General features: G+C 59.2%; 12 protein-coding genes. 9 read left to right on the top strand and 3 right to left on the bottom strand.

Annotation, left to right across the window (positions count from 1 at the left end):
- The first annotated feature begins 5 nt into the window (after positions 1-5).
- The 7 genes from hrpA (at position 6) to LSG25_RS08280 (ending at position 12,048) form a co-directional block, all read left to right on the top strand.
- On the top strand, positions 6-3,836 hold the full coding sequence (gene hrpA, locus LSG25_RS08310) for an ATP-dependent RNA helicase HrpA (protein ID WP_232744194.1): 3,831 nt from the start codon (positions 6-8) through the stop codon (positions 3,834-3,836).
- A gap of 31 nt (positions 3,837-3,867) precedes the next feature.
- Positions 3,868-7,359 carry a DNA polymerase III subunit alpha gene (dnaE, locus tag LSG25_RS08305; RefSeq protein ID WP_232744193.1) on the top strand — a complete coding sequence of 1,164 codons (3,492 nt, stop codon included), beginning with the start codon at positions 3,868-3,870 and terminating at the stop codon, positions 7,357-7,359.
- Positions 7,356-8,456: a glycosyltransferase family 4 protein gene (locus LSG25_RS08300; protein ID WP_232744192.1), complete on the top strand. Its 1,101-nt coding sequence runs from the start codon at positions 7,356-7,358 to the stop codon at positions 8,454-8,456. Before dnaE ends, LSG25_RS08300 begins: the two co-directional genes overlap by 4 nt.
- Positions 8,453-9,295, top strand: a complete 843-nt coding sequence (locus LSG25_RS08295) for a polysaccharide deacetylase family protein (RefSeq protein WP_232744191.1) — start codon at positions 8,453-8,455, stop codon at positions 9,293-9,295. Before LSG25_RS08300 ends, LSG25_RS08295 begins: the two co-directional genes overlap by 4 nt.
- Positions 9,292-10,041: a glycosyltransferase family 2 protein gene (locus tag LSG25_RS08290; RefSeq protein ID WP_232744190.1), complete on the top strand. Its 750-nt coding sequence runs from the start codon at positions 9,292-9,294 to the stop codon at positions 10,039-10,041. Before LSG25_RS08295 ends, LSG25_RS08290 begins: the two co-directional genes overlap by 4 nt.
- Positions 10,042-10,127: 86 nt before the next feature.
- Positions 10,128-10,835 carry a polysaccharide deacetylase family protein gene (locus LSG25_RS08285; RefSeq protein WP_232744621.1) on the top strand — a complete coding sequence of 236 codons (708 nt, stop codon included), beginning with the start codon at positions 10,128-10,130 and terminating at the stop codon, positions 10,833-10,835.
- Between the two features lie 82 nt (positions 10,836-10,917).
- Positions 10,918-12,048, top strand: a complete 1,131-nt coding sequence (locus LSG25_RS08280; protein ID WP_232744620.1) for a glycosyltransferase family 4 protein — start codon at positions 10,918-10,920, stop codon at positions 12,046-12,048.
- A 16-nt stretch (positions 12,049-12,064) separates the two neighbouring features.
- Here LSG25_RS08280 and LSG25_RS08275 read toward each other — a convergent pair whose 3' ends face one another.
- Together LSG25_RS08275 and LSG25_RS08270 are read right to left on the bottom strand one after the other, a co-directional pair.
- On the bottom strand, positions 12,065-12,829 hold the full coding sequence (locus tag LSG25_RS08275) for a YdcF family protein (protein ID WP_232744619.1): 765 nt from the start codon (positions 12,827-12,829) through the stop codon (positions 12,065-12,067).
- Positions 12,826-13,797: a glycosyltransferase family 9 protein gene (locus tag LSG25_RS08270; protein ID WP_232744189.1), complete on the bottom strand. Its 972-nt coding sequence runs from the start codon at positions 13,795-13,797 to the stop codon at positions 12,826-12,828. The genes LSG25_RS08275 and LSG25_RS08270 overlap by 4 nt, the downstream gene beginning before the upstream one ends.
- Before the next feature lie 111 nt (positions 13,798-13,908).
- Between LSG25_RS08270 and msbA the strand changes: the two genes are divergently transcribed.
- Both msbA and LSG25_RS08260 read left to right on the top strand, forming a co-directional pair.
- On the top strand, positions 13,909-15,687 hold the full coding sequence (gene msbA, locus LSG25_RS08265) for a lipid A export permease/ATP-binding protein MsbA (RefSeq protein WP_232744188.1): 1,779 nt from the start codon (positions 13,909-13,911) through the stop codon (positions 15,685-15,687).
- Positions 15,688-15,814: 127 nt separating this feature from the next.
- Positions 15,815-16,216, top strand: coding sequence for a hypothetical protein (locus tag LSG25_RS08260; protein ID WP_232744187.1), 402 nt, complete (start codon positions 15,815-15,817; stop codon positions 16,214-16,216).
- Positions 16,217-16,300: 84 nt separating this feature from the next.
- Here the strand turns inward: LSG25_RS08260 and rng are convergent, their stop codons facing one another.
- Positions 16,301-17,764, bottom strand: coding sequence for a ribonuclease G (gene rng, locus LSG25_RS08255; protein ID WP_232744186.1), 1,464 nt, complete (start codon positions 17,762-17,764; stop codon positions 16,301-16,303).
- Between the last annotated feature and the right edge of the window lie 727 nt (positions 17,765-18,491).

Below are 18,491 nucleotides of genomic sequence, written 5' to 3'. Positions count from 1 at the left end.
TTTTTATGCAAGAGTCTGTCAATTCGACTGTCAAGGTGTTGCCAAAGCCCCGCACGGAGCGCGAGGCGCCGCGTCCGGTGCCGCCCATCAATTATCCCGAGGAATTGCCTGTCAGCGCCCGGCGCCAGGACATCGCGGCGGCAATCAAGGCGCATCAGGTGGTGATTGTCTGCGGCGAAACCGGTTCGGGAAAAACCACGCAGCTGCCCAAGATCTGCCTGGAGCTGGGGCGTGGCAGTGTCAAGATGATAGGTCATACCCAGCCGCGTCGCCTGGCGGCAACCTCGGTAGCCAGGCGAATTGCCGAGGAACTGAACACTGAGCTGGGCGATTGGGTGGGCTACCAGATACGGTTCAACGACAGGACCGGACCCCGGGCGGCCATCAAGCTGATGACCGACGGCATTTTGCTGGCCGAATCGCAGCGCGACCCCTTGTTGCGCCGGTACGATACGATCATTATCGACGAGGCCCACGAACGCAGCCTGAATATCGACTTCCTGCTGGGTTTCTTGCGGCAACTGCTGCCCAGGCGGCCCGATCTGAAACTGATCATTACCTCGGCGACTATCGATGCGAATCGCTTCGCGCAGCATTTTTCCCAGAAAGGGAAGCCCGCTCCGGTGATCGAGGTGTCGGGCCGCTTGTATCCGGTCGAGATTCTGTATCGCCCAGTGCTGCAGGACACTGGTGCTCCCGAGGCGGAAGCGGCTAGCCGGCGTTCCAGCGCCGACGAGGAGCGCGACCTGATCGATGCCGTGGTGGACGGGGTGGCCGAATGCGCCCGGCATGGCGCGGGCGATGTACTGGTGTTTTTGCCCGGCGAGCGCGAGATACGCGAAGCGGCCGAGGCGCTGCGCAAGAATCACCCGGTTGGGACCGATGTGCTGCCCCTGTTCGCACGGCTGTCGCAGGCCGAGCAGGAGCGCATTTTCAGGCCGCAGGGCAATGGGCGGCGCATTGTGCTGGCCACCAATGTGGCCGAAACATCGCTGACCGTGCCGGGTATACGCTATGTGGTCGACAGCGGCCTGGCGCGCGTCAAGCGTTATTCGTGGCGCAACAAGGTGGAGCAGTTGCGTATCGAAGCCATCAGCCAGGCGTCCGCCAACCAGCGCTCCGGGCGCTGCGGGCGCATAGGCCCGGGTGTATGCGTGCGTTTGTACGATGAATCCGATTTCAAGAACCGGCCGGCGTTTACCGATCCCGAGGTGCTGCGATCTTCGCTGGCTTCGGTGATCCTGCGCATGAAGGCCCTGAAACTCGACGATATCGAAACCTTCCCGTTTGTCGATGCTCCCTCGGGCCGGGCTATTGCCGATGGTTATCATTTGCTGCAGGAATTGGGCGCGCTCGACGATGCCAATCAGTTGACCGAGACCGGGCAGACCCTGGCGCGCCTGCCGGTCGACCCAAGGCTCGCGCGCATGATTCTCGAAGCCAAAGATCAGCAGTGCCTGGCCGAAGTACTGATTATCGCCTCCGCCCTGTCGGTGCAGGATCCACGCGATCGCCCTATGTCAGAACGCGAGTCCGCCGAGGCGGCGCATGCCAAGTTCGGCGACGATAAATCCGAATTCCTCTCTTATGTGAAGCTGTGGCGATGGTATGGCGAACAGGTGGCGCACAAGGCTTCGCAGCGCAAGCTTGTCGGCCTGTTGCGGCAGAATTTTCTGTCGCCGCTGCGGCTGCGCGAATGGCACGACGTACACACGCAACTGGCCGCGCTGGTGGGCGAGCAGGGCTGGCGTGTCAACACACTGGATGCGACGTACGAGCAGACTCATATGGCGCTGCTTGCCGGCCTGCTGGGCAATATAGGCTTGAAAAGCGACGAAGGGGCCGGTTATCAGGGTGCCCGCGATATTCGCTTCCAGATTCATCCAGGTTCGCGGTTGGTCAAGAAGGCCGGGCGCTGGCTGGTGGCCGCTGAACTGGTCGAAACCACGCGGCTCTATGCCCGCTGTGTGGCAAGAATCGATCCGGTCTGGCTGGAGCGGGCCGGCGCGCACCTGATCCGCCGCAGTTGGTCGGATCCCCGTTGGGAAAAGAAGGCTGGCCAGGTGGTGGCCAATGAGCGGGCTACCCTGTATGGCCTGCCCATTTATGTTGGGCGTCGGATCCATTTCGGCAAGATTGATCCCGTACAGGCGCGCGAGCTGTTCATCCGCCAGGCGCTGGTGACGGGCGAAATCGAGACTTCCTTGCCGTTTGTCAGCCACAACCGGCAGTTGATTGCTTCCATAGAGAAACTTGAACATCAGGCGCGCCGTCCCGACATTCTGGTTGATGATGCGCTGATCCATGCGTTTTACGACCAGCACATACCCTCCGATATCTGTCAGACGATTACCTTGGAAAAATGGGCCAGGAAGCTGGACAGGACAGCAGCCCAGGCCCTGTTGCTGACGCGCGATGCGCTGATGCGCCATGAGGCCGCCGGGGTGACCACCGATGTGTTTCCCAAGAAAGTCGAATGGCAGGGCGTGCAGATGGCGCTCGATTACCATTTCGAGCCGGGCTCGGTGCGCGATGGGGTTACGCTTACCGTACCGTTGTTTGCCCTGAACCAGATCGATGCCTTGCGTTGCGAATGGCTGGTGCCGGGCATGCTCAAGGAAAAAGTGTTGCAGCTGCTCAAGTCTTTGCCGCAGAAAATGCGGCGTCATTGCGTGCCCTTGCCGGAGTACGCGGCAGGATTCTATGAGCGCTGGTTCGAACGCGCCTCCGCCCCGGAGTCGGGACTGCTGGAGGCCCTCGCCGCCGATATGTGGGAACAGGTCAAGGTCAGGCCCTTGCGCAGCGATTTCAAGCTCGAAACGCTGGCACCGCATTTGTTCATGAATTTCAAGATTGTGGACGAGCACGGCCGCATGCTTTCAGGCGGTCGCAACCTGGATCAGCTCAAGGCCGAACATGGCCGTCAGGCCCAGGCCTCGTTCCAGAAATTTGCGGCACGCGACGATCAGGTGGCGCAGGCCCTGGCTCACGAGCAACTGACAGACTGGACCTTTGGCCCTTTGCCTGAAATCATGGAAATCAGGCGCAAGGGACAATCCTTCGTAGGCTACCCGGCCCTGATCGACCGCAAAACCCACTGTGATCTGGATGTCTTCGACGATCCGGCCGAAGCAAAACTTCAGCATCGCGCCGGTTTGTTGCGGCTGTTCCGGCTGGGTTTGCGCGATCAGGTCAAGTTCCTGGAAAAAAATCTTGCCGATCTGACCCGCATGGGCATGTTGTACATGAGCCTGGGCACTCAAGAAGAATTGAAGGATCAGATCATTGATTGCGCGCTGGAGCAGGCCTGCCTGGCTGAGCCGTGGCCTAGCGACCAGTCCAGTTTCGAGCTGCGGCGCAATGAAGGCAAAAGCCGCCTGGGCCTGCTGGCGCAGGAAATCGCCAGGCTGGCGGGGCAGATTCTGAGCGAATGGGCCAGCCTGCAAAAAAAATTGCCTCAGGCCAAGGCCCAGCCGGGGGCCTATGCCGATTTACAAAAGCAATTGGGCGTATTGATGGGCAAGTGGTTCGTGCGCGCGACCCCCTATAGGCAGCTAGCCCATTACCCGCGCTACCTCAAAGCGGCGCAGGCGCGTATCGACAAGCTGCGTGCCGACCCCGCCAGGGACGCTCGCCTGATGGCCGATATGGCGCCTTTGCTGGTCCAGTACCAGCGCGCGCAGACCGCCTTGAAGGGCGCGGAGGACAAGCAATTGGAGGAATTTCGCTGGTTGCTGGAAGAGCTGCGCGTGGCATTGTTCGCCCAGGAATTGCGTACGCCCATGCCAGTTTCGGTCAAACGTCTGCAAAAATCCTGGTCAATGTTACAACGCTAGATCTTGAGCCGTCTCTGGGTACAATCTGGGCATGACTGAAGCAAATATTTCATCCCCCTTCGTACACCTGCGCGTTCACTCCGAGTTTTCGGTGGTGGACGGCATTGTGCAAATCCCCAACCTGATTGAAAAGGCGGCCGAATACGGGCAGCCTGCGGTCGCCCTGACAGATCTGGCCAATATTTTCGGTTTGATCAAATTTTACAAAGCCGCCCGTAAATCGGGCGTCAAGCCGATTGCCGGCTGCGACGTCTGGCTGCAGAACGAGGAAGATCGCGACAAGCCGTGCCGATTGCTGATGCTCGTGATGAATCGGCAGGGGTATTTGAATCTTTGCGAAATACTGACCAAGGCGTGGCTCGATAATCAATATCGCGGGCGGGCCGAAATTCGCCGCGAATGGCTGGCAGGGAAAGAAGGGTTGATCCTGATTTCGGGCGCCCGCGGCGGCGATGTCGGACAAGCTCTCGAGGCCGGCAAAGAGGCTGAGGCACGGGCACTGGCCCGGGATTGGGCCAGACGCTTTCCCGATCACTATTACATCGAGTTGCAGCGGACCGGGGTCGAGGGCGACGATGCCTATGTCCAGGCCGCCCTGAAGCTGGCGCTTGAATTGAATTTGCCGGTGGTGGCTACTCACCCTGTGCAGTTCATTGCCGCCAGCGACTTCCGGGCCCACGAGGCCCGGGTCTGCATCGCCGAGGGCGAACAGCTGGCCAATGCCAAGCGCGTGCGGCGTTTCACCGAAGATCAGTATTTGCTGAGTTCGGAAGAAATATCGCGTCGCTTTGCCGATATTCCGTCGGCATTGGCCAACACGGTTGAAATTGCCAAGCGCTGCAACCTGACCCTGGATCTGGGCAAGCCTCGCCTGCCGGATTTCCCCACCCCCGAAGGCGTGACGCTGGATGATTACCTGATCGAGTTGTCGGTAAAAGGGCTGGACGTGCGCATGGCCCAGCTTTTTCCTGACGAACAGGAGCGCCAGGCTCGGTATCCCGCTTATTCCGAACGTCTTCAATGGGAATGCAAAACCATTACCAGCATGGGCTTTTCGGGTTATTTCCTGATCGTGGCCGACTTCATCAATTGGGGCAAGCACAATGGTGTGCCGGTTGGGCCGGGACGCGGTTCGGGGGCGGGCTCCCTGGTAGCCTATTCCCTGGGCATTACCGATCTCGATCCCATACGCTACGATTTGCTGTTCGAACGTTTCCTGAATCCGGAACGCGTATCCATGCCCGACTTCGATATCGACTTCTGCCAGGACAACCGCGAACGCGTCATCGACTACGTCAAGCAGAAATACGGCAAAGAGGCGGTCAGCCAGATTGCCACCTTCGGTACCCTGGGGGCCAAGGCGGTAGTGCGCGACGTGGGCCGTGTGCTCGACATGCCGTATATGCTGTGCGATGGCCTGTCCAAGATGATTCCGTTCAACCCGGCCGATCCATGGACCCTGAGCCGGACTCTCGAGCATGAGCCGGCGTTCAAGGAACGCTACGAACAGGACGAAGAAGTGCGCGCGCTTATCGATCTGGCCCGGCCGCTCGAAGGCCTGACCCGAAACATAGGCATGCATGCCGGCGGTGTGCTGATCGCTCCCGGCAAGCTGACCGATTTCTGTCCGCTGTATTGCCAGCCAGGCCCCGACAGCAATGCGGTATCGCAGTTCGACAAAGACGACGTCGAAGCTGCCGGCCTGGTGAAATTCGACTTCCTGGGGCTGCGCAACCTGACGATCCTGGATTGGGCCGTGCGTTATGTGCGCCGGTTCAACGAAGGTCTGCGCGACTTTGACATCATGGCCCTGCCCCTGGACGACCATGGGGTATACAAGCTGCTGAGCGAAGGCAATACAACCGCCGTGTTCCAGCTGGAAGGGCGCGGGATGAAAGAGCTGCTCAAGAACATGCAGCCCAATACCTTCGAGGATATCATCGCCTTGCTGGCGCTTTATCGGCCGGGGCCGCTCGAGTCCGGCATGGTGGTCGATTTCGTCAATCGCAAGCACGGCCGCGCGGAAGTCGATTATTTCCACAGCGATCTGGAGGCCGTGCTCAAGAGCACCTACGGCGTGATCGTATATCAAGAGCAGGTCATGCTCATTTCGCAGGTGATAGGCGGCTATACCCTGGGCGGCGCCGATTTGCTGCGTCGTGCCATGGGCAAGAAAAAGGCCGAGGAAATGGCCAAGCACCGCGAGATATTCGAAAAAGGCGCGGTCGAAAAAGGCTACGATGCCGCACTGGCAGTCAAGCTCTTCGATTTGATGGAAAAGTTTGCCGGCTATGGCTTCAACAAGAGCCACTCGGCCGCTTATGCGCTGATTGCCTATCAGACCGCATGGCTCAAGGCGTATCATCCGACCGAGTTCCTGGCGGCAACCTTGTCGTCCGATATGGACGACACCGACAAGGTACAGACGTTCTGGAAAGATGCGCTGGCCAATGGCGTGGAAGTCCTGCCGCCGGATGTGAACGCTTCCCCCTACCGCTTTGAACCCGTTGCCGATCGCTACATGAAAGACGGCAAGCCGCCGCGCACCATGCGCTACGGCCTTGGAGCGGTCAAGGGCACAGGGCAGGGCGCTGTGGAAGAAATAATCAGGGCGCGTGAAGAAGAAGGCCCGTTTACCAGCCTGTTCGACTTTTGCCGCAAAGTGGATCGCCACACGGTAAATCGCCGCACTATCGAGGCCCTGATACGCGTGGGCGCTTTCGATCAAATCGAAGAAAACCGTGCGGCCCTGCTGGCTACGGTAGGCAATGCGATCGAAGCGGCCGAACAGGCCGAGCGCAGCGCCAACCAGGTATCCTTGTTTGCCGACGACAGCAACGATATCGTCGAGGGCGAGCTGGCCAAAGTGTTGCCCTGGGATTTACAGACACGGCTGACCCAGGAAAAAGCGGGTCTGGGTTTTTGCTTCAGCGGCCATCTGTTCGATGCCTGGCGCGACGAAGTCCGCCGTTTTGCTCCCAAGCCGCTGGCGCGCCTCGAGGCTTCCCGCAGTCTCCAATGGTTTGCAGGCGTCCTGACTTCGATGCGGCCAAAAATGACGCGGCGCGGGAAAATGTTGTATGCGGTACTCGACGATGGCTCCGCGCAAGTCGAGGTTGCCATTTTCAATGAACTGTATGAGCAGCATCGGCAGCGCCTGAAGGAAGACCGCCTCATCATTATCCAGGGAAAAGTCAGCAATGACGATTATTCGGGAGGGTTCCGGGTGTCGGCGGAATCCATATTCGATCTGCAACTGGCGCGCGAAGCCCGCGCCCGCACGCTGCGCATTACCCTGAATGGCAATGCCGACGCCGTACGCCTGCGGCAGATGCTCAATCCATTTCGCGCCGAACCCGAAAACGGCGTGCCGGGCGTTCCGGTTGAAATTTTGCTCAAGCGCCACGATTTTCTTTGCACCCTGCGGTTGGGCGAGGAATGGCGTGTACGCATGGCCGATACCTTGTTCGAGCAGCTCAATGGCTGGGTCGAGCCCGATGGCGTGGAGATCCGTTACTCATGACGCCCTTGCGTATTCTGCATACCGAGGCGGCGACCAGCTTTGGTGGCCAGGAGCAATATATTTACAGAATGATGCTGGCCATGCGCGAGCGCGGCCACCATCTCGAGGCGGTGTGCCAGCCCGATGCCATGTTGACGCAACGCTTGCTGGCCGAGGGCTTTACTGTCCACACGACATTCATGGACGGGCCGTTCAATTTTGTGAAAAGCGTGGCGGCAATACGCAAGGTGCTGCGGGCCGGCCGTTTCGATGTGCTCAATTGCCATAGCCGTCGTGACACCATGATTGCGGCCACCGCCGGCCGGCTGGCGGGCACGCCCTTGATCGTACGAACGCGCCATTTGGCCAACCGGGTCGGCTCGCTGCTGTCATTTACCGTATTGCCGCATCGCGTGACAACAGCCAGCGATTTCGTGCGCAATCACCTTATAGAAAGAGGGGTGCCTCCCGGGCATGTGGCCACTGTCTATCCCGCTGTCGAATTGGCGCCCGTGCCCGGGCACTCCACATTGCGGCAAGAACTCCACCTGGCGCAAAACGATATTGTCGTGGGTTGCGTGGCGGTCATGCGCGCCCAGAAAGGCCATCGCGATCTGATCGATGCAATCGAACCGCTGATCAGGGAGCGCCCCAATGTCCATCTGGTTTTGGTCGGTGGCGGTTCCCCGGTTTTCGAGGAAGTGCAGGCTTATATTGCCGAAAAAAATCTGGAAAAGCGCGTACACCTGATGGGAGCGCGCAGCGATGTGGCCAATTTGCTCGCCGGCTTCGATCTGTTTGCGCTGGCGACCCGGAAAGAGGCATCCGGCACCGTTTTTGTCGAAGCCGGGGCGGCCGGCTTGCCGGTGATAGGCACGGACGTCGACGGCGTACCCGAGATGATGCAGGATGGCATTAGCGGTCTGCTGGTCCCGCTTGGAGATTCCGCCGCCCTGACGGCCGCCCTCAGGAAACTGATCGACGATTCCGAACTGCGTTGCGCAATGGGGCGCGCGGGCCTGCAGTTTTGCCGCAAAGAGGGCCGGTTCAGTGCCGAGGCCATGGTGCAGCGTATTGAATCCTGCTATACACGCTGGTTAAGCGAGCGACAAAAATGAAGCAAGCCCGAACTGTGCCGGTACTGATGTACCACCACATATCGCCATCCGAAGGCATGATCACCACTTCGCCCGATAATTTCGAACGGCAACTGGCCTGGTTGTCGCGACGCGGCTACCGCTCTCTGACCAGCGACGAGTTCGCCGGACATTTGCATGGCCGTGCCGTGCCGGCCCGCTCCATACTGATTACTTTCGACGACGGCTACCTGGATAACTGGGTCTATGCCTACCCCTTACTCAAGAAATATGGCTTTTCCGCATTGATTTTCCTGGTCACATCATGGGTTGGCCAAGGGTCGGTGCGACGCTATCTGGGGCAGGACGAATTGCCGCAAACGCCCGCGCACGACGAGTGCGAGCGGCTTATAGCGCAAGGGCGCAGCGACGAGGTGATTTTGCGATGGAGCGAAATAGAGGCGCTGCGCGCTGCCGGCACCTTCGAATTTCATAGCCATACGCACACCCATACTCGCTGGGATAAAAGCATGCCCGCTTCCGAAAAAAATGCCCATATGGCCCAGGAATTGAGCTTGTCGCGCGAAACCCTGGCCGAGCACCTGGGCAGCGTTTCGGAACATTTTTGCTGGCCCCAGGGCTATTTCGATGCCGACTATATCCGGATAGCCCGCGAAGCAGGTTTTCAGTACTTGTATACCACCCAGGCATTCGGGCAGAATCGGGCCGGCACCGATCCGGCTTCCATTTACCGTTTCGCGGTGCGCAATACTTCGGGCGAGTCGCTCGGGCGCCGCATCCGGATTGCCGTGCATCCCTGGATCGGACCTTTATTCAATCGCTGGAAGCTGTGGCGGCGCGCGCGCAGGCAGCGCTCATGACCTTATCAGTCATAATCATTACCAAAAATGAATCCAGGCACATCGCCGAGTGCCTGGATTCGGTCGCCTTTGCCGACGAAATCATCGTCGTGGATTCAGGCAGCACCGACGATACCTGCGCTATTGCCGCCGCAAAAGGCGCCAAAGTGACGCAAACCCGCGACTGGCCTGGCTTTGGTCCGCAAAAAAACCGTGCGCTCGATCTGGCTACCCAGGAATGGGTTTTATCCATTGATGCCGACGAACGCGTCACCCCTGAGCTGGCGCTTGCCATCCGCAGCGAGCTTGAACACCCGCGGGCCGATGCCTACAAAATCGCACGCTTATCGAATTTTGGTGGGCGCTGGATACGTCACAGCGGCTGGTGGCCCGATTATGTATTGCGCCTGTTCAAAAGAGAAACCGCGCGCTTCAGCGATGCCGCGGTGCACGAAAGCGTACAGGCTGCGCAGCCGCCAGCGGTGTTGGACGGGCATTTTTTACATTACCCCTACGCCGACATGGAAAGCCTGATCGACAAGGTCAATCGCTATTCATCAGATGCCGCCGGCATGATGCACGCCAGGGGGAAAAAAGTCGGCATACTAGGTATTGTCGGCCATGCGGCCTGGACATTCATTCGTATCTACATCATCCGCCGCGGCTTCCTCGATGGCAAGGAAGGCTTCATACTGGCGGCCACCGCGGCGGCGGGCATTTTTTTTCGGTATGGCAAGTTGATGTTCCTGAACAGGAAAAGCAAGTAGCTCCACATCAGATCGACCGTGCTCCCGGAGGGCAGGTGTCCACCAGACCAGAGCCTCGATATAATCGCTTCATGATTCCTGTACTTATGTACCATCAGCTTGGCCTGCCGGCTCCCAAAGGCTCGCCTTACCGCGGCTTGACCGTGCATCCGTCCGACTTCAGGCGCCAGATGATCTGGATGCGCCGCTTCGGCTATCGCGGCCTGTCGATGCGCGACCTGGTGCCTTATTTAAAGGGCGACAAGCGCGGCAAGGTGTTCGGCATCACTTTCGATGATGGCTATCGCAACGTGTATCAGAACGGCTTGCCCATATTGAGCGAGCTGGGGTTTACTTCGACCAATTATTTTGTGGCCAGGCAACTTGGTGGAGAGAATGTCTGGGATATTGAAAAGGGAGTTCCCCGTTCTGCGCTCATGTCTGTCGAAGAAATGCAGGCCTGGGCGGCGGCCGGCCAAGAGGTGGGTTCGCATACGCTCGATCATGTCGATTTGCCGCAGATTTCACCGGAACTCGCCGATTATCAAATCAAACAATCAAGGCACGAGCTCGAACGTGCGCTGGGCGCCGAGGTCAGCGCTTTTTGCTATCCCTATGGGCATGAAACGCCCGAGGTACGGGCCATGGTGCAAGGGGCGGGTTACCGCAATGCCACGACCACTGAAAGAGGGCTGGCGCGACGCTCCGACGACCTTTATGGCATTCCTCGTGTTACGGTTGCACGTTCGACCCATATCCTGCGTTTTATGCAAAAATGCCTGACACGCCTGGAAGACAGGCACCGCAAGGACTGACCTGAGCCCCTGGGTAGCCTCGCATGCGCTCCGAAGAAGGCAAACAACTTTGCGGCCGTCCTATCATGTACCCATGTCCAGATTGAAAATAGCATTCGTCGTCGATCGATTCGGTAGCCGTTACGGCGGCGCCGAGGCATATGGAGTCGCCCTGATGCGCGAACTGGCCCGGGGTCACGAAATAACGGTTTTTGCGCGTGACTACGATTCGGCCTGCGATCTGCGCCTGCCTTTTGTTCCCTTGCGTTCGTGGTCCGGGTGGCCCAGCTGGATCCGGGTTTTGCTGTTTGCCTGGCGAGCGGGGCGTTGCACGCGCAAGGGCTTCGATATCGTGCATTCACACATGAACGGTTGGTGCGGCGATATTGAAGTCGTGCATGTCACGCCGGTCCGCTATAACTGGCGTGTGCGCAGCCTGCCTTTCCTCAAGCGGGCTTTGTCGCGAGTCAGCCCCCGCGTGCAAACTTATCTGGGCCTGGAGCATCGGCGCGTGGAGGTACGGCAGGCCCACCGCACGGTTTCGGTCTCGGGCTTGATTGCCGAGCAATTGCGGCAAGCCTATGGCGAGCAGCTTGTGTCTCCGGTTATCCCGCCTGGTGTGGCGCGGCCGGCTTCACCCCCGCCCGGCCTGCGAGCCCGGGTTCGCCAGGACCTGGGCCTGTCCGACCAGGACCGGGTGTGCCTGCTGGTGGCCCGCAACCCCTTGCGCAAGGGCTTGCCTGCGGTCCTGAAGGCGTTGGCGCTGCTGCCCGAACGCTACAAGGCGCTGGTGGTTGGAGGCAAGGCAATTACTCAGGATTTCCTGCGCAAGACCGACAGTGTGGGCCTGGCGGATCGAGTACGCCTGGTCGATACCACGTCGGAGGTCGATTGTTATTACCTTGCGGCCGATCTGTATGTGCACCCGACCCTCAACGACAGTTTCGGCATGGCTCCCCTGGAGGCCATGTCATTCGGCCTGCCGGTCGTCCTCAGCCCCAGCCCCTGGTGCGGCTTTGCCCAGTATGTGAAGCCGGGGGAGGAGGCACTGGTCCTGTCTCATCCTGAAAATGCCGAGGAACTGGCCAGTTTTATCGCGCAAATCAGTGACGATGCCGCCTTGAGGGCACGACTGGTGCAAGGTGGCGACCAGGTTGTCGCCCGCCACAGCTGGGCCGAAGTCGCGCGCCGTTATCTGGATCTTTACCAGGAAGTGCTTCGCGAACGGACATGAGCGGGCATGGGATGCGTTAAATCCAACCCCGTACCCAGTAGGCCAGCAGGCCCGCATATTCCTTGATGATCGAACGGCTGGCATCCAGCGCGCGCATATTGGGCAGCCAGAACGAGAATCCAGGCTCGGCGGGCACGAGGATTTGCGGCGCCGACGGCGCGGGGATTGGTGTAATGCCCTGTTTCCTGAAAACGGCCATGGCCCTGGGCATATGCAGTGCTGAAGTGACCAACAGAATTCGTGTGATGTGCAGCGCCTTGAGTTTTTCGACGGTGTACAGGCCGTTTTCATGAGTATTGCGGCTTCGTGTCTCGAGTATCAGGGCTTGTTCCGGGATTTCTTGCTGTTCGAGGGCGCGGGCCATCATTTTCGCTTCGCTGACTTTTCCTTCCAGCGCGGCTCCTGACAGGATAATGATGGGGGCGCGATGCGACTTGTAAAGCAAGGCTGCCGTATCGACACGGGGCGCCGCGGTTTCCTTGTCGTAAGGTTCAAACCAGTTCGGGCGGTTGTTGGCCGTATTGCCGCCCAGTACGACAATGGCCCCGGCCTCGGGCAGATCCGACGGCAGTTCTTGTGGGTAGAGTTGTTCCAGACGCCCGCCCGCCCAGAGCGACGATGCCGGCAGCGACCAGAACAGGGCCCAGCACAGCCCCCCGGCCGCTACGAAAAAAGCCGTTTTGCGGCGCCGGACCATGAAAAGCACCAGGCCAACCACGAGCAGCGTGACGCACAGATTGAGAGGAATTACCAGATTCGTAAAAAAACTCGACATTGTTATGTGCCAGGATCAGTGTGCAAAAGGGCGCAGGCCTGATTTTCCACTTCAGCCAGTGAAGGCCAATGCTGTGCCGAGCCCAGGCACGTTGCATTGCCTGACCACGGCCCTGTGCGTGCCCGTTCGGTGACGCCAAACAAGGTTAGTTGCCTGGCGTTCGCGGCCGCGGCAAGGTGCGAAACGCCTGAATCGTTGCAAATAACCAGTGCGGCCAGATGACTGAGTGTAGCAAACGCTCCCAGATTCAGGGGCGGCAGGCACAGGGCGCTTGGCGCATTGCGTCGTGCGTCCTCGGCTTCGGATGGCGGCGGGCACATCGCGACGGTATAGCCCTTTTGCTGCAGCGCACGCGTCAACGCGTCGAAATAAGGCCAGACCTTGATTTTGCCATGATGCAGGCCGGTGGCTGTCGGTGCGATCAGGACGAACCGGCCGGGCTGCAGGCCGGCTTCATTTACGGCCCGCAGGCCTTCCGCCTGATGCCGGCCGGCCAGTTTCAGGCCCAGGTGCTTGCCCGGATGCCGGGGTTCGACAGGCAGATTCCAGCGCATGAGCGCGTGCGTGGCTACGTAGTACCAGGATTCCACGGCATGCAGGGCCGCCGCCGGCTTGTTGATGGGCCAGCGCAGGATCAGGCTGCGCCCGTCGTCGCGGTATCCGGCCGAGGGAATGCCGGCAAACTTGAATACCATGGCGCTCGACAGCGAATCGGGCAGCAGCAGCCCCCGGACATGCGCGTGCCGGGTTTTCTTTTTGTGGGCATGGACCGCGGCCCGGTCTTCGCGCCAGCGGCCTTTCATTTCCACGAACCCCGACAGTTCGAATCCGGCCAGCAGATCGCGCGCCCAGGGGCGCGCGCAGACAACGATAGGAACCCGGGTATTCAGCAGGGCCTGCAGACTGGGCAGGCTCATGCAAACGTCTCCTATCCAGTTTGGAAGTCGCACGTAAATGGCTGAGAGTGTAGACATTAATTTGACGAGTGTTGTGTGCAAGAGAGGTATGATGATCGACGCTTATTATCGACGGATTTTCGAGAACGTTAAAATAGGCGGTCCTTTAGTGTAAAAGTGAGTTGCTTTTTGAATCCAGCCTCAACGCCCTCGTCAACGCCATCCAAGCCCGTCAAGTTCGACGTGTGGCGGAGAATATACAGCCGCCTGGGGCCTTACTGGAAGGTGGTCGTTCTTTCCGCTGTGCTGCTCACTCTTTCGGCGGCCACCCAGCCCACACTGGCCATCATCATGAAGCCCTTGCTCGATCAGGGGTTTTCGGGAGCGCAGCCGTCCTATATATGGTCGATTCCGCTTGCGGTCATAGGCCTGGTATTCCTGCGCGGCGTTTGCAGTTTCGGCAGCGATTATTTGCTGGCCTGGATAGCCAACAATATGCTGTTGGGACTGCGCAAGGATATGTTCGATCGCCTGCTGGGGTTGCCCGACGAAGAGTTCAAGCGCGGCGACTCGGGACGCCTGCTGAACCGGTTCACCATCGACGCCGGGAATGTCACCGCATCGGCCACCGAGGTGGTTACCGTCGTTGTGCGCGAAACCTTGGTCATCATCGCCTTGTTATGTGTGTTGGTCTATATGTCATGGCAGCTGACGCTGATCGTTCTGGTGATGTTGCCGATTTCCACCTTGATTGCTCGTACTTTCATCAAACGCCTGCGGCGCATCAATCGGGACACCGTGAACATGAATGCGGAGCTCACGCGGGTGGTTGGCGAAGGCATCGATGGGCAGCGCGTCATCAAACTGTTCGATGGCTATGAACGCGAGTCCAGCCGCTTCCAGTATGTCAATGGCCGCTTGCGGCGATTTGCCATGCGCACGGCAACCGCCGAGGCCGCCATGTCGCCCCTGGCCCAGTTCTCGATTGCCCTTTCGGTTGCGGCGGTCATCGCCGTTGCCTTGTACCAGGCCAATACCCAGAGCCTGACGGTGGGCAGCTTCGCGTCCTTCATGGCTGCCCTTGGGCAGATTTTCGATCCAGTCAGACGCATGACCAATACGGCGGGACGCATGCAGCGCATGCTGGTCTCGGCCGAAAGTGTGTTTACCCTGGTCGATCACAAGCCTGAAGAAGATACCGGCACCCAGGTGTTTCAAGGCCCTATCAAGGGTCGGGTTGAATTCAGGAACATCAGCCACCGCTTTGCCGATAGCTCGCAGGACACCGTTTCCAATGTCTCATTTACCGCCGAGCCGGGTCAGACGATAGCTTTGGTGGGGCGTTCGGGCAGTGGTAAAACGACGCTGGTCAATATGTTGCCCCGTTTTGTCCAGCCCACCCAGGGCGAGGTTTCGATAGATGGGCAGTCCGTCAAGGACCTGACATTGCGCAGTTTGCGGGAGCAGTTGTCGCTGGTCAGCCAGGATGTGGTGATGTTCGATGGAACCATAGGCGAGAATGTCAGCTACGGTTCCTTGCATGATGCCAGCCTCAAGGAAATCTACGATGCGCTTGAGGCTGCCAATTTGCGGGCTTTTGTCGACGGATTGCCCGACGGCCTCGATACGCCCGTCGGCGAAAACGCCAGCAAGCTGTCGGGTGGACAGCGTCAGCGACTGGCCATTGCGCGCGCCTTGATCAAAAACGCGCCAATACTCATACTGGACGAGGCCACTTCGGCTCTCGATAACGAGTCCGAGCGGCAGGTGCAGGCATCGCTCGAACGATTGATGAAGGGGCGTACGACGCTGGTCATTGCGCACCGCTTGTCGACGGTTCAAAATGCCGACAAGATTGTCGTGCTCGATGCGGGAAAGATTGTGGAGCAAGGTCGTCACGACGAACTGCTGGCTTTGAATGGCTTGTATGCATCGCTTTATCGCATGCAATTCAGGGAAGAGGCCTGACGGTATTCCGTGGGCCGGCGATGCTCATTGAATGTCCCCAGATACGGGCTGAAAATCTGTATTTCAAGAATATATGCGGCGCTTCGGCGCATGTACCAATGATTTATGCTCAGAGTGGCAGGTAAAAATGAAAAAAATCGTATTTTTGACTGGCTTGTGCATCCTGGCGGGATGCGCCGTGCCAAAATCAGGGATGCAGCTTAACGATCTGCGTAAAGATGAGTATCTCCGTACCGAACGCAGCCTGCCTTTTGACACTTTCGCCAAGGTGCAGATGGCTTTGTTCAAGCATAAGGCGGCCTGCGGCGGAGATATCGAATTCAAGTTGAATCCGCGCAATGCAAGCTATGCCATTATTACGAAAAAATCTTCTCCCGCGGCCGACTGGAACCATACGATCGTGCTCGATCTGGTGCTGATGGAGGGCAGGCCGATCAAGGCCAGCGCCTATAGCTATTACGCGGGCACTGACGCGCAAATCCAGCAGATGTTCGATGCGGTCACCCGCCCGCAGGTGTGCTCCAAGTAGCCTCGTTGCCTGGCGCCGGCGAGCCATCTGTTGCAAAGGCGAAGTCCCGGCTGATCTATGGCCGGCGCGGATACGCGCGGCCGCCTACATCAAAATGATGTCGTATTGCTCCTGGGAATACACCCGTTCCACCTCGAGCGAGATCGGTTTGCCTATGAAGTCGCCCAGCATGGCAAGATGCGGGCTTTCTTCTTCCAGAAACAGATCGACAATTGCCTGCGAGGCCAGAATCCGGAACTCCTTGGGATTGAACTGCCGGGATTCGCGCAGTATTTCGCGCAGTATTTCGTAGCAGAGCGTACGCGCCGTCCTGACATTGCCGCGCGACTGGCATGTGGGGCACGATTCGCAAAGCTGATGCGCGAGCGAGTCGCGAGTCCGTTTGCGGGTCATTTCCACCAGCCCGAGCTGGCTGAATCCGCTGACGGTCATGCGTGTGCGGTCTTTGCTGAGCGCTTTGTTGAGTTCGGCCAGGACTGAATTGCGGTGTTCCAGGTCCTCCATGTCGATGAAGTCCAGAATAATAATGCCGCCCAGGTTGCGCAGCCGCAGTTGGCGAGCAAGCGCCTGAGCCGCTTCCAGGTTGGTTTTGAATATGGTGTCGTCGAAGTTGCGGCCGCCGACAAAACCGCCGGTGTTTACGTCGACAGTGGTCAGCGCTTCGGTCTGGTCGATGATGAGATAGCCGCCGGATTTCAGATCGACGCGGCGCGACAGGGCGCGGGCGATTTCTTCGTCGACGTTGGCGGTATCGAACAGCGGCCGGTCGCCGCTATAGTGCTTGATTCGGTCCAGCACCGATGGGGTGTAAATTTTGGCCCATTCCATGAGTTCCTGCGATGTGGTGCGCGAGTCGACATGAATGGTGCCTGTGTCGGGGCCCACCATATCGCGCAGGACGCGCTGGGCCAGGGTCAGGTCGGTATGCAGCACGGATGGGGTAGGCTGGGTCTTTGCGAGTGCCTGAACGCTGCTCCAGAGGGTGCGCAGATACGATTGGTCGACGCGCAGTTCTTCGTCGGTGGCTTCGCTGGCTTGCGTGCGCACGATAAATCCGCCGGCCTCGTCTTTGGGCACAAGGGCCTGGACTCGTTCGCGCAAGACGATGCGCTCTTCGTCGGATTCGATTTTTTGCGAGATGCCGATGTGAGGGTCGTAGGGCAGGTACACCAGCATCCGTCCGGCAATGCTGATCTGGGTGGACAGGCGGGCTCCCTTGGTGCCCAGGGGGTCCTTGATGACTTGCACCATCAGGGACTGGCCTTCGAACAGCAGTTTTTCGATGGGCGTCAGGGTGCCCCCATTGGTGCGTTCATGGCGGTTCTGGCGTAAGTCGGCCACGTGTATGAAGGCTGCGCGGTCCAGGCCTATGTCGACAAAGGCGCTTTGCATGCCCGGCAGTACACGCACGACTTTGCCCAGGTACAGGTTTCCTACGTGTCCACGCTGGATGCTGCGCTCTATGTGCAATTCCTGCACGGCGCCTTGTTCGACCAGTGCTACGCGAGTCTCGAAAGGGGTGACGTTGATGAGAATATCTTCAGACATGAGTGAATCGCTTATTTAGACGTTGCTTTACCAAGACGTTATTTTGAGGGTAATCGATGTTTCAAGGCTACTCCTGTATTCCAAACTGTTCTGCTTGTTGACTGGGCGGTGGTTGTAGGGGCCAGCAAGAAATCCGGGGCCCAGCAAAAATCCGCGTTGTGGGGCGGCTTTTGTAAGCTGGCGCTTTGAGCGGCGCACGATTGCATTGTCGCTTTGGGATAGACCCTGCTCGTACATGACGAACGGCCTGCCGCAGTAAATGCGGCAGTAAAAAGAATAATCGCGGTGTCTGGAATGACTTGACCACTGAAGGGGGGATTTTGGACAAGGCCTTTCTCGAGCGGTACGTGGGAGTGGCCGTTATGAGCTGGCGCGGCTGAAGTTGGGCGGTTTATTGTGGCTGGCCGTGGGGCTGTTTTTTGTGGTGCCTATTTGGGTTTCTTAAGGCGCGGGGGTGGCGGCCCAGGCGGGGTGGGGCTCGCCTCGTCCGGTCCTGGCTTTGCCAGGACTGCCCGCGGCCGGCGCCTGGATCGGGCGGTCGCGGAACTCGCGTCGTCCACAGCCCCCCGGGCTGTGGACACCCTTGACGCTCAAACAGCCGCTCCCTTGCATCCCGATCCAGGCGCCGGCCGCGGCGGACTCAAGCTCGCCCACCCCGCCTGGGCCGCCACCCCCGCTGGCGTCGGGGCATTTTGCGCGAGTGCACGCTAGCGTGGCTCTAGGTGAG

The organism is Paralcaligenes sp. KSB-10, from assembly GCF_021266465.1.
In the GTDB taxonomy this organism is placed as follows: domain Bacteria; phylum Pseudomonadota; class Gammaproteobacteria; order Burkholderiales; family Burkholderiaceae_B.
Note: the sequence above shows the minus strand (reverse complement) of the source record. Positions and strands in the feature narration are given on the sequence as shown.

What these genes read in the sequence shown, in the direction of transcription:
- hrpA (WP_232744194.1), top strand. Translation starts at nt 6, where the DNA reads ATGCAAGAGTCTGTCAATTCGACTGTCAAGGTGTTGCCAAAGCCCCGC.
- dnaE (WP_232744193.1), top strand. Translation starts at nt 3,868, where the DNA reads ATGACTGAAGCAAATATTTCATCCCCCTTCGTACACCTGCGCGTTCAC.
- LSG25_RS08300 (WP_232744192.1), top strand. Translation starts at nt 7,356, where the DNA reads ATGACGCCCTTGCGTATTCTGCATACCGAGGCGGCGACCAGCTTTGGT.
- LSG25_RS08295 (WP_232744191.1), top strand. Translation starts at nt 8,453, where the DNA reads ATGAAGCAAGCCCGAACTGTGCCGGTACTGATGTACCACCACATATCG.
- LSG25_RS08290 (WP_232744190.1), top strand. Translation starts at nt 9,292, where the DNA reads ATGACCTTATCAGTCATAATCATTACCAAAAATGAATCCAGGCACATC.
- LSG25_RS08285 (WP_232744621.1), top strand. Translation starts at nt 10,128, where the DNA reads ATGTACCATCAGCTTGGCCTGCCGGCTCCCAAAGGCTCGCCTTACCGC.
- LSG25_RS08270 (WP_232744189.1), bottom strand. Translation starts at nt 13,797, where the DNA reads ATGTCTACACTCTCAGCCATTTACGTGCGACTTCCAAACTGGATAGGA.
- LSG25_RS08260 (WP_232744187.1), top strand. Translation starts at nt 15,815, where the DNA reads ATGAAAAAAATCGTATTTTTGACTGGCTTGTGCATCCTGGCGGGATGC.
- rng (WP_232744186.1), bottom strand. Translation starts at nt 17,764, where the DNA reads ATGTCTGAAGATATTCTCATCAACGTCACCCCTTTCGAGACTCGCGTA.